Genomic DNA, 26,665 nt, shown 5'->3' with positions numbered 1-26,665 from the left:
TCTGGAGTAAATAGTTGTTGATTCTTAAGTGGTTGAGGATAAATAACTTTAATAAACAAAACAAAATTTTTAATATTAAAAATACGGTAGTAAACCACGATATATTAGTAAATATTCAGTTTTAGGTTCTCGTCCTCGAAAAGTTTTAAATACTTTTATTTGCTGAATGCTTCCTCCCAACGCTAATACCGTGTCCCGAAATTTTTGATCTACTTTCATAATGGCTTTATCATTTTCTAAACCTACTTCTTAAAAAGCAGCAAAAGTGTCTGCACTTAATACTTCTGCCCATTTATAACTGTAGTACCAAGCTGCATAGATTCTTGAAAAGATATGACAAAAAGTACATAAAAATAAATCTTCTGGCAATGGGTCCATAATCATTGTTTTTTGAGAAATTTTATCGCGAATTTGAGAGGGAGTTTCTTTTTCATTGGGATTATAACGATAGTGTAATTCTAAGTCTAAAAAACTAAATTGTAACTGACTTAACATGGATAAACCACTCATATAATTACGTGCAGATACTAATTCTTCGTAGTAATGTTCAGGTAAAGTTTCTCCTGTTTTATAATGTTTAGCTAGGCTAAATAAAGTGTGGCGATCATAACACCAATTTTCCATAAATTGACTAGGTAATTCCACTACATCCTATTCAATATTATTAATTCCTGATGCCCCTGGATAATCTACTTGAGTTAACATATGTTGAAGTCCATGACCAAATTCATGGAACAAAATAGTGACTTCATCAAAGGTCATTAAACTAGGTTTTTCCCTCACAGGGGGGGTTTGATTACAGATAAGATAAGCGACAGGTAAACTAGTATAAAATCTTCCGTCTGTTTTGATTTTTGCCCGGCTGATACAATCATTCATCCAGGCCCCTTCCCGTTTTTCTCGTGGACGACTATAGAGGTCGAGATAAAAATAGGCAATCGTCTCTCCTGATTCATTGCTAACCTGAAAATAACGAACCTCGTTGTGCCATACAGAGGCTTGACCATCAGCAGGAGTTATGGTAACCCCGAATAGGCGTCGCGCCAAAGCAAATAAGCCGTCTAATACTTAAGGTAAAGAAAAATAAGGGCGCAAGTCTTCAGAAGTAAAATTAAACTTCATTTCACGTTGTTTTTCTGCCCAAAAACTAATATTCCAGTGTTTTAAGTCATCAGTTTGAGCGAAAGTTTTTAAAGTTTGTAAGTCCTGAACCGCCGCTTCATAACTAACTCTACGTAATTCTTCAAAAAGTTTTTCAACCGTTTCTACATCTGGAGCCATTTTACGGGATAAACTGACTTCAGCATAAGTGTTGTAACCTAATAGCTGAGCTTTTTTTTTGCGTAATTTTAAAATCCGTTCTATTAAGGGATTGTTATCTAAATTTCCTCGAGAAGCGCGAGTTAAAAACGCTTTATAAACTTTTTCTCGTAAGTCTCGTTGGCTACTTTTTTTTTAAAAAGGGACATAACTAGGATAATCAAGTGTAATAACCCAAGGTCCTGCCTCTGGGGTAGCATTTTCTTCACCTTCAGATCGAGCCGTCTGAGCAGCTAAACTTAGTAAGCTAGTGGGTAAGCCATCAACTTCTTGTCTTGTTTTTAATTTCAGTCTGAATGCTTTAGTTGCATCAAAAACATTATTATAAAACTTAGTAGAAAGTTCTGCCAATTCTAATTGAATTTGATTAAATCGTTCCCGGTCTTCTTCGTCTAACCCTACCCCAGCGAGTTCTGCTTCACGGATAGCTGTCTCAACAATACGCTTCTGGGCAGATCCTAGGGTATTCCATCTCTCACTATTTTGCAGGGCTTTAAACGCTTTATACAAGAACCTACTTTGATTAATTTTGTTGGTAAAGTGAACAACATAAGGTTGAGATTGTTCATAAGCCTTCCGCAATTCGTGATTATTTTTAACTGAATATTAAATGCTCGACAATTCCCCAACTCCACTTCAACCGTTCTTCAATTTCTGTTAAAGGTTCTACCAATCCTTTCCAAGTAGGAATTACATTAGTTTCTAAGTTAGTTAATTGGGAATCTAAGTTGTCAAGTAATTCAGTTATGGACAGAACTATTTGATCAGTCCGAATTTTATGAAACGGGAGCAGTCCTCCCCCAATAAGCAAAGAGTTATTGTTTATAGTCACTTTGGTCATAGTTTTGGTTATATACGATGCTAGTCAATTTAGGATAGTAAACTGATAGTTAGGAATCGAGAACAAAGAACAATTAGTAGAAAAAATCTAAAAAATATCAGAATATCAAGAACTTTGAGTATTTAAATTTTTAACAAAAATGCGTAGATATTGCCGAATCATGACATTTTTCTCTACATTTTTTAGGAATGAACTAACAATAGCAATGTATTAGAGTTTAACATATTGGAAGAAGTGCTACCTCAATTAAAGCTCATAAAAAAAAGAACATGAAAGACTATACACAAGGAATAAGCGTATCAGAATTTTTAAACATAACGCAATGTTTAGTTAATAAAAAAACATATTTTAATCGTCACTAAAACAGTGGAGTTATGCTAGGGACAAAAGATGTATATGATTCTTACTTTCTTAACAAAGAAAAGTAGACTAACTATTAGTCTGCTCAAAAAAATAAAAAGTTAAAATCTGCTTATAGTTCTCTCCTCTTTAAGTATTTGGTCGCACATGACAAGTTAAGTAGAATTTAAATACATAAAAGTAAATATCTTTTAAATTTCACCTTAATACATCCAATTAAAGAGTCAAAACTTCTAGATAGAGTACAAAGCTATGTTAAACCATTTATGTTTATAACGACTCTAGCCTAAGCTGAACTACTTGCAATTCCCAAACACTCATATCTATTCAACTTCCTAGACTTGGTAGTTTTAACTGCCAATATTTTTTTATAGATAGTTTAATCTTGATCAAAAAAAAGTATAAAAAAGACTATTATCAACAAACTTAACCACAGAAAATGTGACTTTTATCTAAAAAATCGATACAGTGAATACTACTATCAATAATGTTTTTTTACTAAATCTAATATCACTAACCTATTCTTAACTAGTGGGGCGTCCAGTGGTAGATTAGAAATCTATTTTCAACTTTTAGAGAGCCAGAATGGACAAACCTTAACCTACTTGGAGCTCTTTTATCAGTTTAGACATTTCTGTTCATATTAGAAATGTTAGAGAAGGGTCGAGGAATTGAGAGCACAACTACCCAAACTAAAATTAGGACTATTACATTAATTGTAACGATACCGATGACTTACTTCTGTTGAATCCACGGTTTGTTTATTTAAAATAAAGAGTCCTTTATTCGTAATTTTTAACAATAAATAGATTCTACAGACTCGGTGCAAGAAATTTTTCCCTTACTGAATAGTTTTAACTTTTGGTTGGGAAAAGGAAAAAAATAAATTTTTTCGGCATATTATTGTTATTGAGTCAAAGTTCGGCGAAGATTTTCTCTTTAACCTCTTCACCCTCAGTCTACACTCTTACTTTGTATCAACCTATGACATCATGATCTGGTTTTCATATCCCCCTTTTTCTCTTACCTTCTCAAATCTTTGTTCCTTTCCCTTTCTGCCTTCTTCCTTTCTTCAAGTTGAAGTGAGTTTTTACAACCGGATTTGGGACAAGTTTCTCTTGTAATAGTTCAGAAAGGTTTATACGATATGCTTTGAACATTAGCTTTCAAGTCTACATAAGAAAAATAAATGACGGACATATCTATGTTAAGATGATGCTTATAACTGGAAACGAGTCTACTTAGGGTGATTAAATAGAGTTACATCTGACTTCTAAACGCATAGGATTCTAAGAAATATGATTAACACCAGTTGCTCAACCTGAAAATGTAAATAGAAACAATCGGGTAACATTAGCGTTATCCAAAAACTAAAAGTGAGCTAATGATATGGCTTTAGGTTTTCAACTAGGTTTTAATTAGGTTAAAATAATCTAGTATTCATGTAGATTGTCCTTAATGATTAATGTCCAACGAAACCGAAATCACTCAACCAGCTGAAGTAATTTAATACAAATAGAACTTAACCGTTTAGTTGACTGTAACCATTAGTTAGTTCACTGTTAGAAACAGTTAAAGTGTTTCTTGTTGGTTCTATCATCAACTCAATTCACCTAGGAAGCGTCTCACATGCAATAAATGTTGGTGCTGACAAGTTTGTTCAAAGAGGGGTCCGCTAAATATCGAATTACAATTCTCGTTTTAAGATTGGTAGAGATACATCCAGAAAACGAGCAACCTCCTCAGACGAGATTACTTACGTCAGCTTAATTAGATAGCCGACGTTCGGGTGAAAAATAAGGGTGAGTATAATTTTCTTCGATTCTTCATTGGCTTAAAGTCAATTGCGACTAAATTTAGACAGTTTTTTGACTAATCTATATCGACAGGCACTCGACTTATATAAGGTGTTCTAGTCGGCTACAAAAGTTTGAGGGAATTGCATGCCAAAGCAAATTGTTATCGCAGAGCAACACCACATTGCTGCTGTTTTCTGGGAAGATCAAATTCAAGAGCTAGTGGTTGCCACTGGCAACCAACAAGTTAGCGATATTTATTTAGGAGTAGTCGAAAATGTAATTCCAGGCATTGACGCAGCATTTGTCAATATTGGGGATGCAGAACGCAATGGGTTTATTCATGTCACAGATTTAGGTCCTCTTCGCTTAAAAAGAAGTGCGGGAGCCATTACAGAGTTGTTGACTCCTCAACAAAAGGTGTTGGTTCAGGTGATGAAAGAACCCACGGGAAATAAAGGTCCACGACTCACAGGGAATATTACATTGCCAGGCCGGTACTTAGTCTTGATGCCTTATGGTCGAGGGGTTAACCTTTCTAGAAGAATTAAAAATGATGATGAACGTAGTCGCTTACGTGCTTTAGCTATTTTAATTAAGCCCGCAGGAATGGGGTTACTGGTTCGGACAGAAGCTGAGGGGAAAGCTGAAGAAGCAATTATGGAGGACTTAGAGTTTCTACAGCGACAATGGGAATCTATTCAAGTTCAGGCTACTTCAACTCGTCCTCCTTCTCTACTCAACCGTGATGACGATTTTATTCAACGGGTGTTACGAGACATGTATAGTGCAGAGGTAAACCGCATTGTTGTAGATTCCCAAGCAGGGGTAAAACGAGTCAAACAGCACTTAATGAACTGGAGTGGTGGCCGTTCTCCTGAAGGAGTGTTGATTGATCATCACCGCGAACATCTTGGAGTTTTAGATTATTTTCGCGTCAATGCCGCGATTCGAGAAGCGCTCAAACCAAGGGTTGACTTACCTTCTGGTGGTTACGTCATCATTGAACCCACTGAAGCTTTAACAGTTGTTGATGTTAACTCTGGTTCATTTACACGTTCAGCAACAGCTAGAGAAACGGTTCTGTGGACTAATAGTGAAGCAGCTACAGAAATTGCCCGTCAATTGCGTCTACGTAATATTGGAGGGGTAATCATTGTAGATTTTATCGATATGGACTCACGGCGCGATCAACTTAAGTTATTAGAACATTTCAACAAAGCCCTCAAATCTGATAAAGCTAGACCCCAAATTGCACAACTTTCGGAATTAGGTTTAGTTGAATTGACTCGGAAACGTCAAGGTAAAAACATTTACGAATTATTTGGTCAACCCTGTCCCAGTTGTGGTGGTTTAGGACATATGGTTCACCTTCCAGGACAATCCGAATTGATTCCGTTAGAAACGTTTGCTGTGGTTTCCACCTCCCTTGTTGTGAAACCAGTAGAAAAATCTGTAGAAAAGCCTGAAGTTCTTAGAGAATCTAGTCTTGAAGATGAAATACATCAGTTCCCTAATCAATTAGAATTACTTCACCATCCGAGCTATCAAGAACAGGGTAATGCCTCCAATGCCACTCGTCGTCGTCGTCGCCGTCAATCTCAACCTCAGTTGAAGGATGAGTCGACGACTAAAGTGATTCCCAGTATTGTGGTAAAAGAGAGTGACTATTTAGGAGAAACAGAGGCTGAACCTAGGAAAGAACGAGGACATAGGCATTTACGCCGAGAAGAAATACCGATGGAAAAGGTATCTGTGGAAATGACCCCTTTGGAACAAAATCTATATGCCTTAATGGGAGTTTCTCCTCTAGTGCGTCTTAATCGTGAGTTTAAAGACCCTAAATCTGTATTAGTATCTGTTAAGTTCCCTGAACATTCAGTAAATATGTCGAACACACAAGAAATAAGAGAGGAACCAGAAATACAAGAGGTAAAAGAGGAACCAGAGATTCCTTGTGGAGACACATCATTTGTTATACCTCAATCCATTCCCCTTGAGGTGTCTGAGTTTTCTAATAATGACGAGAAGACAGATGATAAAGCAGCATCAACAAAACTCCTCGAAAGTGACTCCGAACGCCCTGTGATTCGTCGTCGTCGTCGTCGTTCTTCCGCCAAAGAAGCTTAAGAATTATCCTTGAATCCAAATAGATACATAAGAAGGGAAAAAGTTAAATTATCCCTTTTTATGTGTGATAAAAATTACGTCAGCTCATGTTGTATAAAGATTAATCTGGATTTATTGTCCTCACGGACGTTTAGTTGCTGCGGAAACCGATGAAGTGGGATACAGAGCACTATTTAGCCATATGATAGTATTTCCTATTTCAAGTACGTCTTAAAAGAAAATAATAGTTAAAGACAGCAAGTACTATACCTTGGCTATGATGAAATCACGATAAACCAAAGCTGAAAATCCTGTTTTATAAAATTTTCAAGCTTTAGAAAACTTGACTTATTTAAGTTTTTCTAAATGATAGAATACATTTAAAATAAGAGTTTTGGAGGTCATCGGCTACTAATTTAGTATTCTAAATCTAAAAAATCTATAATGATTGCAAAAAAAATAAACTTTTGTGCTAGCAATAGTTGTCTGGGGGCAAGTGTTTTTAAAAAAGATTTATATTGTTACGCAACCCAAAAGGTTGTCTTGAACAAGCTCTTAATGTTTGAAGAGATTCATAAACTATAGGCTCTCTTGTCTGGAAAGGTAATCGCTCTTTTAAGCCTAATAAGAAATTGTTAAATATTTACTACTAATGACTATACAAAAGTATTCATAAAGTAAATCCAAAAATAAAAGTCTTCTAACTAGTAGGTTACGATGAGTTGTTTGCTCAATCGTTTTACACCAATGTTCAATGCTTTGTTTATTTATAAATAGGCTCTAACGGAGTAAGCTTAGGCCTTGATATAAACATGCTAAAAAGTTAAAAGAAGAAGTAAGTCAATTTTCTTAAGTAAGTCCCTATAAAGAATGTCGACTAGTGAACTCACTGTAATCTTTGAGTAATTAACTCAGTGGGCATTATTTAATTCTTAGTAGAATCCTTTTTAGGAGTCTATTACTAGTCATTCCCTATAATGGTTAACTTCTCAATCATTATGAGGGAGGTAAAACTACCATAACTTCTAAATTAGCTTGGCTTTTCAGATAGATTTTTTCCTCCTGATTTTCTGGAATGGGTTTCCCCCTAAGCTTCAAAGAAAAGCGATTATTCATTTATATCGTCAATGCCCCAAATTTTGCACTCTTTGGATCTTAAATATACTTTGCATTGAATTTTAGCTCAAACGTTTAAAACAACTATGGGTTGGAAATGATAAAGCTGCATAAAGTGGAGGAGATATATCTTTAACCTAAAGAGTTCTTTATAAATGGGTTCTATATAATTTTGGATTGGTGATTGCCTCAACTAACCGTTGAGGTTGTCGCAGATAATTATGCAAGGGAATTGAAGTATATTCATCATTGTTGAAGACTGACTCCAAAGCATTAAAATAAACATCCATGGATAATTAATTTACCTAAAAATTTTTATTTAAAAGATTTTTTTATTTAATTTTAGTCTATTCTTTTAAAGAATTAAGGAAATTGATTTGACAAAAAATCAAGTTTTATTAGAAAAATTTTGATGAAAGTTTTTCTAATAAAACTTGATACTCACGTGAACTTTAGATTGAGTTAAGTTACTTAAGTATAGCGGTCCAAATCTCGATATAATCAATCAGGTTACAAATTTATTACCTATGGTTATTTCCATTGCTCATCTAGGTCCGACGGGGACTAATGCAGAAACGGCTACCTTGGCTTATCAGCGTTGGTTAGAGCAAAAAGAGGGAAAAAAATCTCTTATGTGTCCCTATCCGACAATTGCTCAATCTTTATACGCTGTTGCCTACGGGGAAACTCAACAGGCTGTTGTTCCGGTGGAGAACTCCACAGAAGGCACAGTAGCCATTATTCTCGATAGCCTTTGGCAATTGGACAAACTCAAGATTCAACAAGAGTTAGTCTTGCCCATCTCCCATGCTTTATTATCAAGAAGAAAATCCTTGAAAGGATTAAAAACAGTTTATTCCCATCCTCAAGCTTTAGCACAATGTCAACATTGGTTAGAGCAGAATTTACCCTCTGTCTCCTTAATTCCAACAAATTCAACCACGGAAGCTCTACATCAAATCAATCTCGATTCCACCTCGGCGGCTATCGCCTCTCCCCGTGCTGCTAAATTGTACAATTCTCCCATCTTGATCAATGATATTAATGATTATCCTGATAATTGTACTCGGTTCTGGATATTGGAATTAACGCCAACTACCATAGAAGGGAGTCGGATTTCTTTAGGATTTAGTGTTTCTGATAATGTCCCCGGCACACTGGTTAGACCTTTGGAGGTATTTGCCAAACGGGGAATTAATTTAAGTCGTATCGAATCGCGCCCTACCAAACGATCACTGGGAGAATATCTCTTTTTTATCGATCTTGAGATCAACTCAGAGTTCAATGCTATTGAAGAAGCCCTAGCTGAACTGAGCACCTATACAGAAACTTTAAAGGTTTTCGGGGGGTATAAGGTATTAACGCTCAAAAAAATAGATATTGCTCAGTTTTAAGGTATTTTTACTAGTTTAGTACATCTTAAGAGCTGTTCTAGCCGCTAAATAATTACGGGTATAGGTTAGAATCTCTGATTCAAGTTTTAAGTGAGTTGCAGTATTTTACATATTCAGTGGGGTTTGTTGTTCTGTGGCTACACCGTAAATATTTTTAGCGACCCAGTGGGATAACTGTAGAGGAATATCAGGCAAATCTTCAAACAATTCAATCTTTTAATCTGTCAATTTTACTGAAAGGCGTACGATTTTTTTAAATAACCGTTGTGTACTTCGTAGGCTAGGGACCTTAAATCTTTGGATGAAAGTTTATCATCGACCCATTGACCCATTCTACCACTCCCACTTGATAGGGTTTTTCCCAAACGGTATTAAGCAGTCTAAATCTTCGCTGTCCAATGATAAGAACTTTCATGCGATCATTAAGGTAAACGTTGATATCAAATAACTTCATAATAACAACCTACTTTAGCAATTTTGCTGTTGAGAGAATTAACTATACAAAACTCTAAAGCCATATTTACCATCATGCGATAGAGGAATTCAAAAATATGGAGAGGAAGGGACAACCTGAAAATAAAAGGACTTCTAGTAAAGAAAACATGCAAAGTTCTCTAACGGACAGAGATGGAGATTTCATAATAGACAGAGAACGTCCATAAGCTATTATTTACTCTTTTGGTCAATTTCTATCGCTCAAAGTGATTTCTCAAGTTTAAAACTTTTTGTTGGGACAAGAACTTCTTAACAATTAATCTTATAACGGAGAGGGTGGGATTCGAACCCACGTTGGTTTTACCCAAACCCGATTTCAAGTCGGGCGCATTCGACCACTCTGCCACCTCTCCAATAATATGAGCAAGTTCCATTCTATCAAAAATTGTTAAATTAACACATAATTAATAAGACTTTACGAATCCCCAGTAAAAAGCTCTACGCATGAATACCAGAGATAGGTAAGATTGGTTGATTGGTTAAGAAAGTTGCGTATTTTTTAGAAAGGCTGCACCTGGGGCAATCGCATCTTGATAACGATACAAACAATCTTGAGAGGCAATTATCCCATTAGGATCAACCCAAACCAAAGATATTTCTTTAACTTCTCCCTGATTCAAAGAAACTAATGAAAAATTGCGCAATTTAACTTTATTTTTTTCTATGTGGCGGGGAACACTGGCAGCATTCAAATAAATTGTTTTTGTTGAATTATGTTCAACTTGAATTCTTAGTCGAGAATTTGTATACCGTAATCGGTGGTGCATGTGTCCGAAGGTCACGAAGGGAATATGCTTACCCAAAGCGCGAACTTCAGTGATAGCCTGTGCCAGATCAGGGTCACCGTGATCACCCCCCAAGGGTTTCCAATCGCGTCCACAGATTGCCTCAGGTTCTTCTCCTAATCCTGTTGGTCCATTATGTCCTAAAAGGATCACAGTATTGTATGTGGCTTGTTTGGCTGCAGCGACAATTCTAGCAGTAGACTCCGCAAAACTAGTGACACCGTAACGATCACGTAAAAAAGTCTTGTTTTTCCATTGAGATCCACCCCAACTGTAGGGACGACTCCCCACCACTGAGAGGTTTAATTCCACAAAATCTAGCTTCGTATAACCTACATGGGTTGTCCCTAACAAATCGAGTTGTGCTTGTAGCCAATCTTCTCTAGTTCGATCATAAGGACATTGTTCGCGCCCCCAGTCTGAAGCAGTGTACCAAGCATCATGGTTGCCCATAATAGCCGCTTTAGGAAGCTCAAGATCAGCAATTAAACGAACAATAGAAACCGCCTCATTTCCAAAATCCCCAACAAAGAGGACAAGATCAACTCCTAAATTTTCTAAGGCTAGATTATCATCCTCTTCCCACTGACCATGAACATCACCGACCACGGCAATGATGACTTCTTGCTTAGAATAGTTAGCCATGCTAATTTGACAAGGACTCAATTAAATTCCCCAATCCAACTTGGTAATATTTGTAGTTTTTAACTTCAACGAAAACTGCAATCTACTATAGAGGCTTTGTAACTTAGTTTTTATGACCTACTCGCTTATCATAACATGTATAGAGAGTATAACCTAAAAACACTATTAATTTAAAGTGATGGGAACACTGAAATTAATCTTTGTCTGTCTGCCCACATTGATATCCTTTCACTATTAAAAATTAGCACACTATAACGGCAGAAACAAAAAACGAAGGATTTAGATTGCTCTTTTTTTTCTTTATAAAAATTATTTTTGTAATTACTCTCAAACACAATGGATACTAAACTACTTTTTTACCATATCCCAGTTATTGAGAATAGGAAGGCATAACGAGTTTTTGTTAAGATGATCAATAAAATGATCTACAGAAGATTCCTATACAGTTTTAAAGTTTGTCTATATTAATCTAGACAAGCGGAGATATCAATAAAGATTCAATAAATACTCCTCCCAATGGATAAATATAAGTTTATCTCAGACAAACAGAAAATTGAGGTAATTGATGTAAACTGAGTGTTTGCTGTTTAGTCTGAGATAACGCCTTGAGAAGGTATAGAAACATTTTAGTTAGGTTTTATTAAATTTTCCGTTTGTTTTTACTGTCTAATATGGAAATATATTCTTTATACTAAAATCTAGGATACTGATTATTATAAATAATCTCAGTGGCTAATACAAATAAAAAACTAACAAGACTATCAAGATAGTTGATATTTAAGTTCTACAACAAATTTTAATAGTTTTAGACATAGCCTCTGCCTATAGACAATTATCAAAATTGTATTTTTCTCGGGGTTTAAAAAAATTAGGATGCGTTTTTATGCGTATTTTCAGATACTTAAGAATTGTGTTAATAGCCCAAACTATATTATTGGTGATTAGTTTGTCAAATTGGAAAGGACATTAATCTACATTAACGCTAGTTTGACAAATATTTAGGGATAGAAGGAAAAGCAGCAGCTTTAAGCTATAAATAGATTTTTTAATGTGTGGTGCTACATATATTAACATGCGGTCCTGATCTTACCGAAGTATTTTGCAATGTCAAAGTCCTATGTCAACAAAATTGTCATTTTGTTGACATAGGACTTTGACATTATTTTTTTAGAGAAAAAAGATAATTTTATCCATTAGAAAAAAGTTAATTAGTTACTAATTACTTGTTTATGTTCAGAATATTAAATCTTTAAATCTTTTTATATATTAAAGTCTTTTCACTGTTGTAATAGTGTAATTATTAATATAATCAACTATAGTTACTTTGTAGAACTTTTATTATTAATAATAATGTTTAAAAGAAAAATTACAGTAATTATTTTTATCGATATTTCAGTAAAGTATACTCAGTTTTTTAGGAACTAGTTAAACAAAAATAAAATTTTTTTGGATCCAACAGAAATGTAAACTTTACTTATGAAAATAGTAATTTTTAGCTTTTAAGTTGCATCAAAGTCACACAAAAACTAAGGCACATTGTTTTACAATATCATCTTATAAACTCATTAAGTAAATTTAAAAATAAGAGTTGGAATAGTTTTTAATGATAATTTCTTATTGAAAAACTATTCGCAAAGCAACCAAGAGAAGAAGATTAGTTTTATTTAAATAGAACAAATTAAGCATTCTCCAAAATTTTTTACTCTTCTTCTATTTTCAATCTACACATCAACGTTAGTAAGTAAAATTTCAATACTAGTATTAAGAGGTTGTAATTGTTCAACAGCGTTGACGATGGTATATGAATCAAGATGGTTAGGAGTTGTGGGCAAAGTACAATAAATTACTATCATCAGCAATATTTTAAAATCTTCTAGTTCAAGTCCAGCTATAGTGTCAATGACTAATAAAATAAAGATATTTACGGATAATACTGATTAAGCTTGCTTGAGCAATTATATAAAAGAGAAGTTTACACTTCCGTGACCAAGTTAGGACAGAACGATTGCGATCAGCATTAATTAATCAATGTAATCGTTATTTTATCAACTCTCCTTTTTAAAGCTGTAATTATGATAATCATCGAAGTACTAGTTGATGTAGTGCATGGATAATAACTGTTATGAAATTTCAAATCATAGATTTATATTGCCATATCTAAATTATGACATCAGAATAGATTATCGATTATAAACAGATTGATAAATATTTATGTTTTACGTAAAAAGGCAAGGTTTAATTATGGCTAAATGCGATCAGAACAAAACGGTTTTGGTTATGAATGTTATTTATTCAACAGTAACAATACAAAAACTGTCATTTTTATAGGAACTTTTAAAAGAAACTTGTGTCAAGACGAATATGTGTGAGGAGTAAGAATGAAAGACAAAAGCTCTTGGGGTCGAAACATGGCAAGACTCCCGAGAGTTTTCTTTTATATATCTCTACATAAGGTTGAATGTTGATTATCTCTAATTTTAGGAAGAATGTTAAGCTAGTTGGCAACTAGTTCACCACAATAATTGTGATTTTATCTACTAGTAATTAGTTTCTGCTATTTAAAAAGTCTTAGCTTAACTATTCTATACCGAAATTGATTAGATATTAACTAATAGCTGAAGATGTTTTTTCTTCTTAAAGGTGATAAAATTCAAATTTTGAGGATAATAACAAAGTTTGATAAAGTAATAATTATGAATTTTACTTATTGTTTTTTATTACAGCTAATACAGAAGAGAAATTATTATTCATGAACTAAACAAATTAACTACATTTATTTTTTTCTATAAAAGAAAAAATTATTCTGTTTATTTAAAAAATTCAATCGTGGCAGTTATCAAATTTTATAAAAGATCTTTTTTAATCAATCTTCATTAACATCCTATATAACCAATAGTTCTTAGAACTTATATTAATTATATTAATTTAAGTTAAATATCTGTTGATTGTAACATACAAAAATATGATCAGACTATGTAAAAAAATACTGTTAATCAAATTTATAAAATAAGATGTCTTATTATAAGCCTACATTTTATCATAACTTTTCTTATCATTCTCACTGTTTTTTAAAAAAAACAGTCAAAAAATATGTATAGAAAATGAATAAAATATTAGTTATATTGATATATTTAGTTTAATTTAAAAATTGACTACTTTTGCTAAAAACGCATTATGTTATTTTATTAAGTTGATTAAAAGATTAAGTAAAACTTTTTAATCAATTTTTATTAGATCAGTAAAAATATTTATATAGTGTATGATATACCTCTGTTAATAGAAGTGAATTACCATTTTTAAAAATTCTAGTAATAGAGAAATTATTTTTATTTAATAAAAAACTAATAATTTTGACAAGAATGTTATATTTAGTGAGGTTCTAAGCTAAGAGATTATTGATGCCAAAATCGAGATAAACTTTTGCAACAAAATTACTCTCTTAGACGACTCCTTAGAAGGTCATAATTAACGATTGTATTTAGATTAAATAAAAAATATTTTTTTAGAGGAAACCATAATGAAGTGTAGATCTCAAATAAGTGCTAGCTTAGTATTTTTAGTGGGAATTTTAGGTATTTCCGGCTCTGTGAATGCCAATTTAATGAGTGATCTCACAATTGAAATCGCTGGATTGGAAGAACGTCGCGGACAGCTTTGTTTCAGTTTATTTTCAAGTAGTCGAGGTTTTCCGGATAGTAAGAAAGATGCAATTGAAAGTGAATGTATAAAAATCACCGATAATCCTATGCGAGTGAAATTCAATAATTTACCTCCAAAAATCTATGCTGTGGCAGTTTTTTTAGACCATAATGAAGATGGTGAACTCAATCGTAATTTTCTGGGAATTCCTACAGAAAAATTTGGATTTTCTAGTAATCCAATAATTAAAAACGGTCCTCCTAAATTTGGTGAGTCAGCTATTCTGGTAGTTGGTAAAAACATCAATATTAAAATTAAATTACAATATGTTTTGTAAACAATGACTTTCTAAAATTCTTTTAAGAACTATATAATTTATATGTAAAATATAACTCACTATTATAAAACTTTTTATAAAAAAACTACTTATTTAAGTAGACTTAAATAAACGTCAAAAAAATAAATCATTTTATATATATATATTTAAATGATTAGAGTTTTACTTATATCATCTCGTTTAAATATATCATTTAAATTATATGCTTTTTTAAATATCTTTACAGCAATTTCATAAGTTTCTATTATATACTGTTTTCCCTTTATTAAATTGACTTCTGGAGTATAAGTTGATAAAAAAATATTCTTCTTTAGTCTAATCACTGCTCTAATTACAATTAGACCTTTGATTTAGTTTATATATTTTTGTTATATTTAGTATTTTTGTATTTTTAACTATGAGAAACTAATTTTTATATTTCGACTTTTATACAAGTATATTTTACTGCAATATATAGACAAAAAACAATTTATCTATATATTTTTAATTTAATTATTTTTAATAAAAGTCAATTTGAATTTTATATCCTTTTAAGAAAATTTCGATAATTATTAATTATTACAAGTTTTTTTGTTTTCCTTGTTGGAGATAATTATAATTATTTTTTTATTTAAATTTTCTATCTAAAAAATACTTTTAAAGTATCGCTTAATTTAATATTTTTATTACTTTTTATTTCCTCAGATTCAAGTGTAATATTTTTGTTTTTATTTAAGTTTTAAAAATTTTTTTATATTGTGATTATACTTTGAAAATTTCTCCTATTATAATTATATAATCTAAATTTTTATATAGGCTAGAAACCAGTAATTTACCTTTTTAAACTATGTTTATATTTTATAATTATTTATACTTACTGACTTGATATTTAATAAATACTAGATATTGTCTTTTAGGGAAAAAATGAGATTATTTGGATAAATACAGCCAATAAAATTTTTTCTGTAGATTAAGTTTTCTATAAAACAAAATGATGCAATCAAAACCGAATCCAATTCCCGGAGTACGATTCACTTTAATTACAGATATCTCCCACACTCCTTATTCAAAAATGTTACCAGGTCATGTAGCTGGTGTTTACAGTTTTAATGAAACTTATATTGATATGCGTCGTCTTGCTCGATTTTTTCAAGCTCAACTTTATCTTGATAGAGCAATTAATTTAGATCTAATTAATAACAAAGTAATTTGTGCTAATCATTCTCCAGTATACTTTAATTATCTATCTATTGATATTGGAAGTACTCCAGAAACAGTTAATATTTCTGGTGCTTCTCAATATGCAATTATTGTTAAACCTATTTCCAGATTTTTAACAGTTTGGAATACATTAATTAAAATAGTTATTAATGAGCCTCAGCAACAATATTCTATAGGTATTGTTGCTGAGGCTCAGGATGAGTTGAATTAGCCTTAAATATACATAGTCGTTTAATTAGAATTTTTAAAAAATTTAATCAGCCTTTATATAATATAAAAATTAATCTATTGAATCAAGAAAAAACTTTACTGATTAATCATAATTATTGGGTTAAAAAAAGCTAAAAATTTAGCTTGTAAACAATATAAATACAACTATTTTTCAATAAAAAAGTAATAAAAATAACATCTAATAATTCTAATAGTTATCAAGTTTGTTGTGATACAGGTTTAGCTGTTGACTGTGATTTTATTTTCTGGGTAACTCAAGCATCAGCACCTAGTTGGATAACAGATTGTGGATTAAAAACTGATAATAGGGAATTTATATTAGTTAATAATAACTTACAATCTATTTCCAATATTAATATTTTTGCAGCTGGTGATATTGCTACAATTCAAAACACTTCCTGTCCTAAAGCGGGGGTTTTTGCAGTTTGACAAAGAAAGCCTTTATTTAAAAACTTACAAAAAATTATTTTAGAAAAACCTTTATTATCTTATCAACTTAAAAAGTATTTTTTAAATTTAATTGGAACAGGAGATAAGAAAGCAATAGTATCTTGGGGTTATTTGGGCTGGAAATCTTCTATTTTATGGCATTGGAAAGATGATATTGATCGACAATTTATGCAACAATTTAAAAAATTTACTTCAATGAATAAAAAACGACTCACTACCATTGATAGTTTATATTTAAAAACAAATAATTTGATGCATTGTGCTGGCTGTGGATTAAAAGTAGGGAGTTATATTTTAGAAAAAATTTTAAATCGCTTGGAAATCAAGCAAAATAACAATATTTTAGTTGGACTAAATAATCCTGATGATGCAGCAATAATAATTTTAAAAAATCAAAATTTATTAGTACAAACTGTTGATTTTTTCCAAGTATAATTAACGATCTTTTTATATTTGGACAAATTACTGCTCATCACTTGTTTAAGTGATATCTTTGCTATGGGCGCAACTCCTCATAGTGTTTTAGCAATAGTTACTCTTCCTTATGGGTTAGAAAAGAAACTAGAAAAAACCCTATATCAATTTCTTTCTGGAGTTATTAGAATCTTAAATGAATCTCAGATTTCCTTAATTGGTGGTCATACGATAGAATCCTTATAATTAGCACTGGGATTATCCTGTAATGGTTTCATTTCTTCAAATAATTTTTTAAAGGAAAGTGGGATAAATTCAGAAGATAAACTGATTTTAACTAAAGGAATTGGAACGGGAACTTTATTTGCAGCTGATATGAATTATCAAGCTAAAAGAAGATGGATCGATAACGCTGTCAAATCCATATTACTATCAAATCAACAAGCAGCAAAGATCTTTTTAGAATTTAAAGCGACAGCATGTACGAATATAACTGGGTTTGGATTACTAGGACACCTAGTAGAGATGATTAAGGCTTCTAAAATATCGGCTAGTCTAGAGTTAGAAGACATTGTTATCTTAGAAGGATCAATACAAACAACAAAACAGGGAATTACTAGCTCTTTATACCCTCAGAATTTACAGGCAAGCAATTATATTCTTAATCGGGAAAAAGTTAAACGAAAAAATAAATTTACACTACTATTTTATCCTCAAACTTCTGGGGGACTGCCTGCCTAAATTCCTTCAAATAAAGCTGATAAATGCTTATTAAAACTGATTCAGTCAGTATTTAAATACAGACGCATTATCGGTAAAGTTTTATAAAAAAATATAACTCAACCTTTCATTATTATAAATTAATAGTGATAATTATATTCTTATTTACAATAGTTAAAAATGAATGGCAAAAAACAAAAAGAGACAAATTGGCGACAGTTCATATTATTTATATAGAATTCTGCTCAGAACAAAATAGTTTAGAAGTGAAGAAACTTCTTGTTAACAACTGAACAACTAAAGAAGTTGACTGAGTTAAAACTAAACAGAAAAATCTAAATATTATTCAACTAGGTGAAAAATTAGTATCAAATTTACGCCAACTGAATTATATATTAGTTTTTAGTTTTGTTTAAGACTATTATTTGATAAAATTTTTTGACTTTATCAGTATGATTTGACAGTTTACCTACCTCCTTAATAGTTCCTAAAATAGGATCGTTAGTTGATGTTTAACTACTTATAAAAGCCTTCTTTTATTTCTCCATTCTCCCCCAAGGTAGGATAAGATTTTCCTTGTTGGCGGTAAACTCGTGCTATTTCAGGATAACCCCATTCAAATAAAACTTGATTATATATCTTAGAATCTAGGCGAGTATGATTATATGTTTGTGCTGCTAACCGTTGACGTTGCGCTTCAAATAAAATCACTGCAGCAGCTACAGACACATTGAGGGATTGTACCATTCCCAACATGGGAATAACAATATGTTCATCGGCTAACTGAGCCGCCTCTTCAGTGACTCCCCATTTTTCTGCCCCGAAAATAATGGCACTAGGTTGAGTATAATCTATCTGACGATAGTCTAAGGATTCAGAACTAAAGTGAGCCGCATAGACCTTAAATTTTCGGTGTTTAAGGTAATTTATTGCTGTTTTGATATCAGGATGAGTATTCAGAAAAACCCATTTTTCGCTGCCCTGAGATACCTGAGAAAAAGTAGGTAATTCTGCTGTGACATTAACACTATGAACTTCGAAGATTCCTACAGCGTCGCAAGTGCGTATAATGGCGGATAAATTATGAGGTTTATGGACATCCTCAGTTAGGACGGTCAAATCCGGTTGCCGTCTGTCTAAAACTTGTTTTAATCGATGGTAACGTTTAGGAATCACACTTCCTATCATATAGCAATGCGCACAATCAGTTTTGATAAATTAACACACAAGGTGGGGCATCTAAATTCCTTCGTGTAGAACGATAGAAGGCGATCACTTTTCTGCGACCATCAAATTAAACGCTCAACAAAAATTTAATAAATATACTATGGTTACTATCCAACTGAAACCTTCTTGCCATCCTCTTGCTGAGTACATCTATCGTTTAGAACAAGGGGAAGCACTTCTCAAAAACTCGTCTAACAATGTTCTTGAAGTAGTAGGTATTTTAAAAAGTTATGGAATGATATTAGATGCTTATTCCCGTAATTTAATTTATATTGCTGAAAATCAATTCTTAATAATATTCCCTTTCTTTAAATATTTCAATGGTGAGGTTTCTTTCCAGAAATTATTGAACCATTGGAGTCATGACCGTATTAATTTTGAGTATGCTGAATATTGTATGAAGTCCATGATGTGGCATGGAGGAGGGGGACTAGATAGATACTTAGATACCCCAGAGTTTAAAGAGGCTGTTAAACAGATTATTAAATTTAAGTTTAAAAATAATTTTTTAATGTTAACTTTAGATAAGATTTTTCCTGAATTTTTGCCTGAACAAATAAGAATGATGTCCTACTATAGTGGTTTAGGACAATTTTGGCGAGTAATGGCTGATATATTTTTGTCTCTTTCTGATCGTTATGATAGAGAAGAAATTAAATCAATTTCACAAGTAGTTAAACACATTTCAGATGGGCTAGTTAAAAATGCTAACAAACCGATTGCTTATCGAGTTATTATTTTTAATAAAGGCTACGATATCATCCCTAAATCTGTTGGATTAACCTTCTTGCCTGACACAGCAGTTCCTTATATAGAGTCAATTTTCTTTAGAGGAACTCCCTTCTTAGGAACTATTTCTTACAACGCTCAAGCTTATCAAATTCCTCAAGAACAGGATTTATTTACTTATGGTGCCTTATACGCTGATCCTCTCTCTGTAGGATGTGCAGGAATTCCACCTACCTTACTGATGCAGGATATAAAACATTATTTACCAAACTACCTTTATCAATTTTACCAAAACAGTATTCGTCAAGAAGATGACTTATTAGTGAAAATTTGTCATACTTTTCAAAAATCTATGTTTTGTGTAATGACAGCCGCCATTAAAGAATTAGCTCCTTATTCTTTAAATACAACCAAATTTGAGGAAAAAAAAGTAAATCGCGCTTATTTAGAAATGTGGATGGATAGATTTTTAGCCTCTCGCTTGCTAATGGCTAATCAATAATTTTGATCTTAAATAGTTCTCTTATAAAGGTAAAGAGAAAATTTGATTTTCGATCAAATTACAGGTCAATTTTCTAAATTACTGACTGCTCACACCATCAATATATGTTTTTTACTAATCTCGAAATTTATATGTCAAGGAGTCACTATCTTATAAGAAATTCTTTTTAATAAACTGTTGTTTTGAGAAATTTTAGTAAAATAGTAGCTAATATAGAGTCCAACAAAGAATCCAAGACAATTTAAGATTAATTGGGCTCGGTACGTTACAGTGTGATTTAATATTAGTTTACACTTGCGATAAAAACAATTAATTAAGTCAATTCTTCTTAATCTTTTGTTTATAGAAAGTTTCTAACAAAGAACAGTTATGATAGTCAACAGAACCGCAATCAAATTTGCAGTAAATTAAAGTAAGAGAGACTTTTTAGATAAGGTATTGTTCAAAACTTCTTGACTAATCTCCTTCCATCAGTTTATCCCTTATTGATTCATCTTTTTCTCTCCAAAATAAATTAGATAGTTGTATGTACAACTACATAGATATGACATTTCAATGACAGCTTTTAGACAGCTGGCTAGAGATTCATTGTTCTTCGTCATTAATTGAACTTTGAAATAACTCCCCAGTCTAAACAAGTGAATTGACCGGTGAAATCAAGCACAATTATCTTGGCAGACAACCAAACTTTATATAAAAGAAAAAGACATAGTACTGCAGTGTCGGCAAGGCAATTCTATCTTATTCCGACAACTGTACTGGCGCTATCAACATTGTGTGGACGTGAAATGTCTGATGACTTAGTATAGAAAGTCTTTCTCCGAGTTTAGAAAACATTACTTCGACTACGCAACCTTAATTACTGTTCTACCTAGCTGCACGGAATTGCCTAAAACGTGGCTACTGATAAAAGACGGAAGTTAGCTTAAAGTCTCTCTTTAACTGAAAATAGCACAGCCTTAAATATGACCATTTCTCTGTCATCAGATACTTCTGACTTAATGCGGATACATTATTGATATTTAGCTTAACAATGATTGCAAACCCTTAGCTTAGAACATTATGTTGTTTTATCATTACATGACTTAGAAAATGTCTCCCAAAAAGAGATTGTGAATATCTTAAAGTTATCTATGGAAACCGTAAAATCTCATTTATTTTATGATCGTAATCAAGTCCGTAAGTGTTTTTATAAACAAGTAAAATTATAATGTAAAAATTTTTCTATAAACATCTAAAAGTAATCTTTTTTTTTTAAACGTTTTCTACTTATCCCAAAAAACCATTTATTGAAAGTCAATTAATTTACAAAATTACTAAATAATCTCAATCTAAAGGTTAGAAAGTCTGACTTTAAGTTGGGCTTATTACTAGCACAGTAGTCGCTAGCAGCTCTTGATAAAGATTATTATTGGTTACAACTATCTTACCGAATAAAAAATAGGATAAATATAATCGAATTTGGAACTTTTATGGTAGAAAATTTGCAGTAACCCCTAGGAAAGACATCAAGTCTAAACTATTACAAACTATTGTATTCTAATTGATTGTTGTTAGGAAATACTGAAATCTAATATCTCAGTATAAACTTCCAGAAGAAACTTTATCATTTGTAAAGCTATCAATTCACTGAAAGTACCTCAGAAGATCTTAAATATGAAATTTAATCGCAGAGTATTAATAATATCTTTGTTTACCCTTCCGTTACATGATGTTATCGTTTTTATAGAATCTTTTCCACAACAATATTATTTTATTTGTAAGTGTCAACATCAATAGCATACCCAAAGACGTAATGACCTAGGAAGATGAGTCCAGAAGAGCCCAGAAAAATTAATGGAACAACTTAACCTCAGTAATGAACAAGTAAACAAACTTGATTCTGTTCGTTAAAGATATCGTCCTTGAATAGAGTAATTGTAGGAAAAAATACAAGTAACCAGCCAATATTCACGTACAATAATACAAGGTAACGCTTCTGCGGCAGATATTAAAGCAAAACATCAAGAGGTGATTAGCCTAAGCCTAGAGCAACAGTCACATAATTTGCGCTTTGAGCGTATGTTGTAGAAATCGTCGTCAGAGAGATCGGCTCACTCCTTAATATGTCTATTTCCTTTTAATAGCAAGATTATTTTCAACAGAGAGACAAAAATCTTAATGACAAGCTCTCAGACAAACGGTAGATTAAAAAATTCCACAATTATTCTCTTCTTTGTAGAATCTATCTAGAAATTGTTTTCCTAATTATATTTTAAAATTTTCAGCCAATCTGCAATTTCTAAAATTTTCCGTCCTGTTGCAGGTAAATATAATATTTCTGTTTTTATTCTCATTATTTCTCATTTTGGAGATAATTTTTGAGTCGTAAGTTAAGTTAGATAGTTTTTGCTATTATGATTCTACTAGCTAAATTTTTAGGCAGACTAATATCTAGTGAGTATTTTTATAAACCACTTTTCTATTTTGTACTTATTTAAGTTTAAGTTTACCTACTTAGAGGTATCTATGTTAGTCTCAAGAACATTGAGACTGATTACTGAAGTATTTTTTTTATTGTTTAGTAAACTAAAATTTCAAGAAAAAGATGAAAAACATTACCCGTTGCAAATTCTAGTTCAAATAAATTAAGATCACTCTTGAAAATATAATGGTCAGGGTGTCAGAATGGACGTTGAGCAATTTATTAAGATTCATTTTGGGACGTGAGGGTATTAGGTGTCGATTAATTTTCAGGAAATTATTACTAAATTACATGAGTTTTGGGGCAATTGTGGGTGTTTGATCACTCAACCCTACGACACAGAAAAAGGAGCAGGAACTATGAGTCCTCATACTTTCTTGCGGGCAATTGGTCCTGAACCTTGGGCAGTAGCCTATGTGGAACCCTGTCGTCGTCCAACAGATGGCCGCTATGGAAAAAACCCTAATCGCTTTCAGCACTATTTTCAATATCAGGTACTTATTAAACCATCTCCTAATAATATTCAAGAAACTTATCTTGACTCTCTAAGAAAGTTAGGAATTCATCCTGAAGATCATGATATTCGTTTTGTCGAAGATAATTGGGAGTCTCCTACTCTAGGAGCTTGGGGTGTAGGTTGGGAAGTTTGGTTAGATGGCATGGAAATTACACAGTTTACATATTTTCAACAATGTGGAGGGATTGATTGTCGTCCCGTTTCCATCGAGATTACCTATGGGTTGGAACGGTTAGCTATGTACCTTCAAAACGTAGAAGCCATTACTAAAATTCAGTGGAATGATTGGGTGAATTATGGTGATATTTTTTTAAAAAGTGAGGTAGAACAGTGTACCTATAATTTTGAAGCCTCTGATCCCGAATTTTTGTTTAAACTATTTGAACTATACGAACAGGAAGCCAAACAACTCCTTAAACGAGGATTAGTGTTGCCAAGTTTAGATTATGTCCTGAAATGTTCCCACAGCTTTAATTTGTTGGATGCACGGGGAGTTATCGCAGTAGCCGAAAGAACTCGTTATATTGGACGTATTCGCAATTTAGCCAGAGAAGTTGCCAAAATATATTTACAGCAACGAGAGGAATTAGGATTTCCCTTGGTTAAATAAGATAGGTAAGAATTGTCTGTTTTTAACATTAGAAATTATTTACAATATAAACATATTAAAATGAGTTAACAGGACTGAAGTTCAATATAAGTGAGAAAATAGAAAATTTAAACACCGAGGATATTAAAAAATTTTTAGTGCTTTAGAAGACCAAAAATATAAATAGAAAACTATCAAAGATATAAGTTTATAAAAAAGTATATAAAATAATTATAATTATAATTATTTTATATAAAAAAAATAATAAGAAATTCAGGTATTTTTATGTTAAACTAACAGGGAAAACTTTGCATATAGCTAGCAAAAAGTTTGGGCTTATATCAAATACTTTTAGAAAAGCCGATTGATGTGTTAAAAAATAGAATAGAGAGACTTTAAACTGTTTTATATATTTCACTTTCTTAAATCTTAAACCCATTCTTTTTTGTGTTCTAAACTCTTCTAGAGTAAAACTATTAGATTTGCCTAAACATAGATAAGCCCGGAAAATTCAATTATCCTAATGTCTAAGATGTCTTCTATTATACGTGGTTTCTTCACTTTTTTATGTTAGTAAATACTTGCTTGTATTAAAAGTAGTACCATTATTTTTTTCTAAGGATTGTTCAAAAATATTAAGTAGTTCTGTCTTGATTAAAGAGAATCTTTTTCGTTAATAAGGGAATAGGTTTCTGTTTTTTGTTGTTTAACGACGTCTATGAAGACCATAAACAGAACTTTAATTTACTTAAAATCTTTTACTTATTTTAAAGTTGATAAATTGATTTTACTATAAATTTTTGTGATTTTAGCCTAAATATTTATGAAGTATTTTTTTCAAAAAAAAAAACTAATATTTTCTTTGTTTCTTCATTCTTATCTACCTAAATGAAAGTCGCCATAAGATCTATGATTCTACTGAGTTAAGGCAACATTACTATTATTTAATAGTAAAACTACATAAATTTATATCTTCTGATGTAGCTATACTCAAAAAATAAAATAAAAACCAACTATTGCAGGATTTTATGTAAACTTATAAGCTGACAGCTGATAACCTTCGGAGATTAATGCTAACTACTGATTCTACCGAAGCAACAAAGACTAATAAGTTCCGACAATGTTCCTTATCCTCTGCAGTTAAATAATCCGTGCGGGGTAAATTTTGAAGCAGTACCAATTAGATAAGTAGTCAAACTGATCATAGTAGCTGTAACTAGAATAATTTGAGGAATAATTTGGTAATAATATAGCCAAAATGCTAGTTTAGTTATGGTAGTCACTGGTCGTATTATTGCGATCCTAAATAACAACCAACGATGAAACTCGACTCAACTTCACTAATTTTTGTAATCTCGAGGAGATAGAGCCTCACAAAAATCTCGGTCATATCTTGATTTGGTAGAGAGACAGTTCTAATGCCGAGAACCACTCAATAGTTAGTCTTGTCTTGGTTGAGACCTATTGGTGTCGTGAGTCACGACTGAATCTTTACAGCCTGTCGACTTTTTATTTCATTGAGGATAGAGAACCGTCGTTTACTTAATCAGAATGTACTTAATCTGATGAAACTATCTAGTTAAAGCAAATTTTACTTAAGCATAATACAATGGACATCGTCCTTAATATCTAACATGATAGATAGTAAATTTTCCTTTAGTTAGGAACTTCATAATAGTTTAGTTAGATCTCTCAGATAAGTAAGTCTATGCTATTGCCTAAATTGGTGTGAGGAGTTAAATAAATGACTTTACGAAATAATGCCCTAAAAATTCTCAAGGAAACGAGTAGAACATTTTATATTCCCATTAGCCGTCTTCCAGATGGGTTACAGGAGGCTGTCTCCTCTGCTTATTTATGTATGCGGGCTATTGATGAAGTAGAAGATCATCCTCAACTTGATAATTTCACCAAAGCTAAACTTTTACGCCGTATGAGTCTCAATTTACAGTCAGGAACAGAAAACACTAGTATTGAAAATTTTTCAGTCGGGTTGATGCACTACAATGCCATTTTGCCAGATGTAACTTTACGGGTAGGAGAATGGGCTTTGTTGGCTCCTAACTCCATTGCTCCTCGTGTTTGGGATGCTACAGCAGCAATGGCTGATCGTATGGCATATTGGGCTGAAAACAACTGGACAATCAATACTGAAGCTAACTTAGATCAATATACTTTTAGTGTGGCTGGGGCAGTAGGGTTACTTTTGTCTGACTTGTGGGCCTGGTACGATGGGACTCAAACTAACCGAACCTATGCTATTGGATTTGGTCGAGGGTTACAAGCGGTTAATATTGTCCGTAATCATCGCGAAGATCTGAAACGTGGAGTGAATTTCCTGCCCCAAGGATGGCTAGAACAAGATGTTCATCAATATGCTCGTCGTAACCTTACGTTAGCTGATTACTATACTAAGTCTTTGCCCCCAGGACCGGCCTTGAATTTCTGTAAAATTCCTTTGGCATTGGCTTATGGAACTCTAGAGGTGATGGCTTTAGGCAAAAAAAAACTAAGCCGTAGTGATGTTATTGCTTTAGTCCAACAAGTAACTGGTTGAAGTCATTAAGTTAAAAATTAGCGATTAGGTTTAGAATCAAGTCTCTCTTCGGAGAGATTATTTTTTTTAGTGATTAAATAAAAATTAATTGGCTCTTATAGACAAAGTTATTATAGGTTATTCACTAATAACTTTGAAAACTTAATTTTTATAAAAACTAAGTTTATTAGACTTCAAAATCCTTGTAGAGCAAAATTTTTAGTCTTTATATACTATGATTTAGTTATA

General features: G+C 32.2%; 15 protein-coding genes, 1 tRNA gene and 2 pseudogenes. 11 read left to right on the top strand and 7 right to left on the bottom strand.

The annotated features are described in order from the left end of the window. Window positions 1-75 precede the first annotated feature (75 nt). Window positions 76-2,161 (bottom strand): annotated as a pseudogene (locus RGRSB_RS04535) (M3 family metallopeptidase). Between the two features lie 2,303 nt (window positions 2,162-4,464). Here RGRSB_RS04535 and rne point away from each other — a divergent pair. Then, window positions 4,465-6,447 (top strand): ribonuclease E, encoded by a 1,983-nt coding sequence (gene rne, locus RGRSB_RS04530; RefSeq protein WP_119260031.1) that lies wholly within the window; start codon window positions 4,465-4,467, stop codon window positions 6,445-6,447. A gap of 1,244 nt (window positions 6,448-7,691) precedes the next feature. On the opposite strand, the gene RGRSB_RS10055 is transcribed toward rne, so the two are convergent. Beyond that, window positions 7,692-7,832 (bottom strand): DUF1997 domain-containing protein, encoded by a 141-nt coding sequence (locus RGRSB_RS10055; protein WP_172582034.1) that lies wholly within the window; start codon window positions 7,830-7,832, stop codon window positions 7,692-7,694. Window positions 7,833-8,069: 237 nt separating this feature from the next. Here RGRSB_RS10055 and pheA point away from each other — a divergent pair, with 237 nt between their 5' ends. Further along, window positions 8,070-8,936 carry a prephenate dehydratase gene (gene pheA / locus RGRSB_RS04525; protein WP_119260030.1) on the top strand — a complete coding sequence of 289 codons (867 nt, stop codon included), beginning with the start codon at window positions 8,070-8,072 and terminating at the stop codon, window positions 8,934-8,936. 15 nt (window positions 8,937-8,951) lie between these two features. Here the strand turns inward: pheA and RGRSB_RS04520 are convergent. The 4 genes and pseudogenes from RGRSB_RS04520 to RGRSB_RS10730 form a co-directional block, all read right to left on the bottom strand. Then, window positions 8,952-9,576 (bottom strand): annotated as a pseudogene (locus RGRSB_RS04520) (LON peptidase substrate-binding domain-containing protein). 123 nt (window positions 9,577-9,699) lie between these two features. Further along, window positions 9,700-9,784 (bottom strand) — tRNA-Ser (locus RGRSB_RS04515). A 126-nt stretch (window positions 9,785-9,910) separates the two neighbouring features. Next, a complete protein-coding gene (locus RGRSB_RS04510) occupies window positions 9,911-10,861 on the bottom strand; it encodes a TIGR04168 family protein (RefSeq protein WP_119260029.1) in 951 nt (316 codons plus the stop codon). 1,721 nt (window positions 10,862-12,582) lie between these two features. Beyond that, entirely contained in the window at window positions 12,583-12,714 is a 132-nt protein-coding gene (locus RGRSB_RS10730; RefSeq protein ID WP_269460803.1) for a hypothetical protein, read from the bottom strand. Window positions 12,715-14,378: 1,664 nt separating this feature from the next. On the opposite strand from RGRSB_RS10730, the gene RGRSB_RS04505 reads away from it, so the two are divergent. From RGRSB_RS04505 to RGRSB_RS04480, 6 genes are all read left to right on the top strand, one after another. Then, window positions 14,379-14,837, top strand: a complete 459-nt coding sequence (locus RGRSB_RS04505) for a DUF2141 domain-containing protein (RefSeq protein ID WP_119260028.1) — start codon at window positions 14,379-14,381, stop codon at window positions 14,835-14,837. 970 nt (window positions 14,838-15,807) lie between these two features. After that, a complete protein-coding gene (locus RGRSB_RS04500) occupies window positions 15,808-16,248 on the top strand; it encodes an NAD(P)/FAD-dependent oxidoreductase (RefSeq protein ID WP_145961886.1) in 441 nt (146 codons plus the stop codon). A gap of 158 nt (window positions 16,249-16,406) precedes the next feature. After that, on the top strand, window positions 16,407-16,697 hold the full coding sequence (locus RGRSB_RS11075) for an FAD-dependent oxidoreductase (protein WP_119260954.1): 291 nt from the start codon (window positions 16,407-16,409) through the stop codon (window positions 16,695-16,697). 132 nt (window positions 16,698-16,829) lie between these two features. Continuing rightward, complete coding sequence (locus tag RGRSB_RS04490) at window positions 16,830-17,153, top strand: hypothetical protein (protein ID WP_119260026.1); 324 nt, start codon at window positions 16,830-16,832, stop codon at window positions 17,151-17,153. Between the two features lie 18 nt (window positions 17,154-17,171). After that, window positions 17,172-17,378 carry an AIR synthase related protein gene (locus tag RGRSB_RS04485; RefSeq protein WP_269460802.1) on the top strand — a complete coding sequence of 69 codons (207 nt, stop codon included), beginning with the start codon at window positions 17,172-17,174 and terminating at the stop codon, window positions 17,376-17,378. Window positions 17,379-17,384: 6 nt separating this feature from the next. Further along, window positions 17,385-17,873, top strand: a complete 489-nt coding sequence (locus RGRSB_RS04480) for an AIR synthase-related protein (RefSeq protein WP_119260024.1) — start codon at window positions 17,385-17,387, stop codon at window positions 17,871-17,873. A 495-nt stretch (window positions 17,874-18,368) separates the two neighbouring features. Here the strand turns inward: RGRSB_RS04480 and trmH are convergent, their stop codons facing one another. Then, window positions 18,369-19,040, bottom strand: coding sequence for a tRNA (guanosine(18)-2'-O)-methyltransferase TrmH (gene trmH, locus RGRSB_RS04475; RefSeq protein WP_119260023.1), 672 nt, complete (start codon window positions 19,038-19,040; stop codon window positions 18,369-18,371). A gap of 139 nt (window positions 19,041-19,179) precedes the next feature. Between trmH and RGRSB_RS04470 the strand changes: the two genes are divergently transcribed. The 3 genes from RGRSB_RS04470 (at window position 19,180) to RGRSB_RS04455 (ending at window position 26,437) form a co-directional block, all read left to right on the top strand. Further along, complete coding sequence (locus tag RGRSB_RS04470) at window positions 19,180-20,310, top strand: CO2 hydration protein (RefSeq protein ID WP_119260022.1); 1,131 nt, start codon at window positions 19,180-19,182, stop codon at window positions 20,308-20,310. A gap of 2,718 nt (window positions 20,311-23,028) precedes the next feature. Continuing rightward, a complete protein-coding gene (glyQ, locus tag RGRSB_RS04460) occupies window positions 23,029-23,901 on the top strand; it encodes a glycine--tRNA ligase subunit alpha (protein ID WP_119260021.1) in 873 nt (290 codons plus the stop codon). Window positions 23,902-25,624: 1,723 nt separating this feature from the next. After that, window positions 25,625-26,437: a squalene/phytoene synthase family protein gene (locus RGRSB_RS04455; RefSeq protein ID WP_119260020.1), complete on the top strand. Its 813-nt coding sequence runs from the start codon at window positions 25,625-25,627 to the stop codon at window positions 26,435-26,437. The last annotated feature ends 228 nt before the right edge of the window (window positions 26,438-26,665 follow it).

This window comes from cyanobacterium endosymbiont of Rhopalodia gibberula, from assembly GCF_003574135.1.
In the GTDB taxonomy this organism is placed as follows: Bacteria; Cyanobacteriota; Cyanobacteriia; order Cyanobacteriales; family Microcystaceae; genus Rippkaea.
The sequence above is the reverse complement of the archived record's forward strand: the minus strand, read 5'-3'. Positions and strand labels throughout refer to the sequence as shown.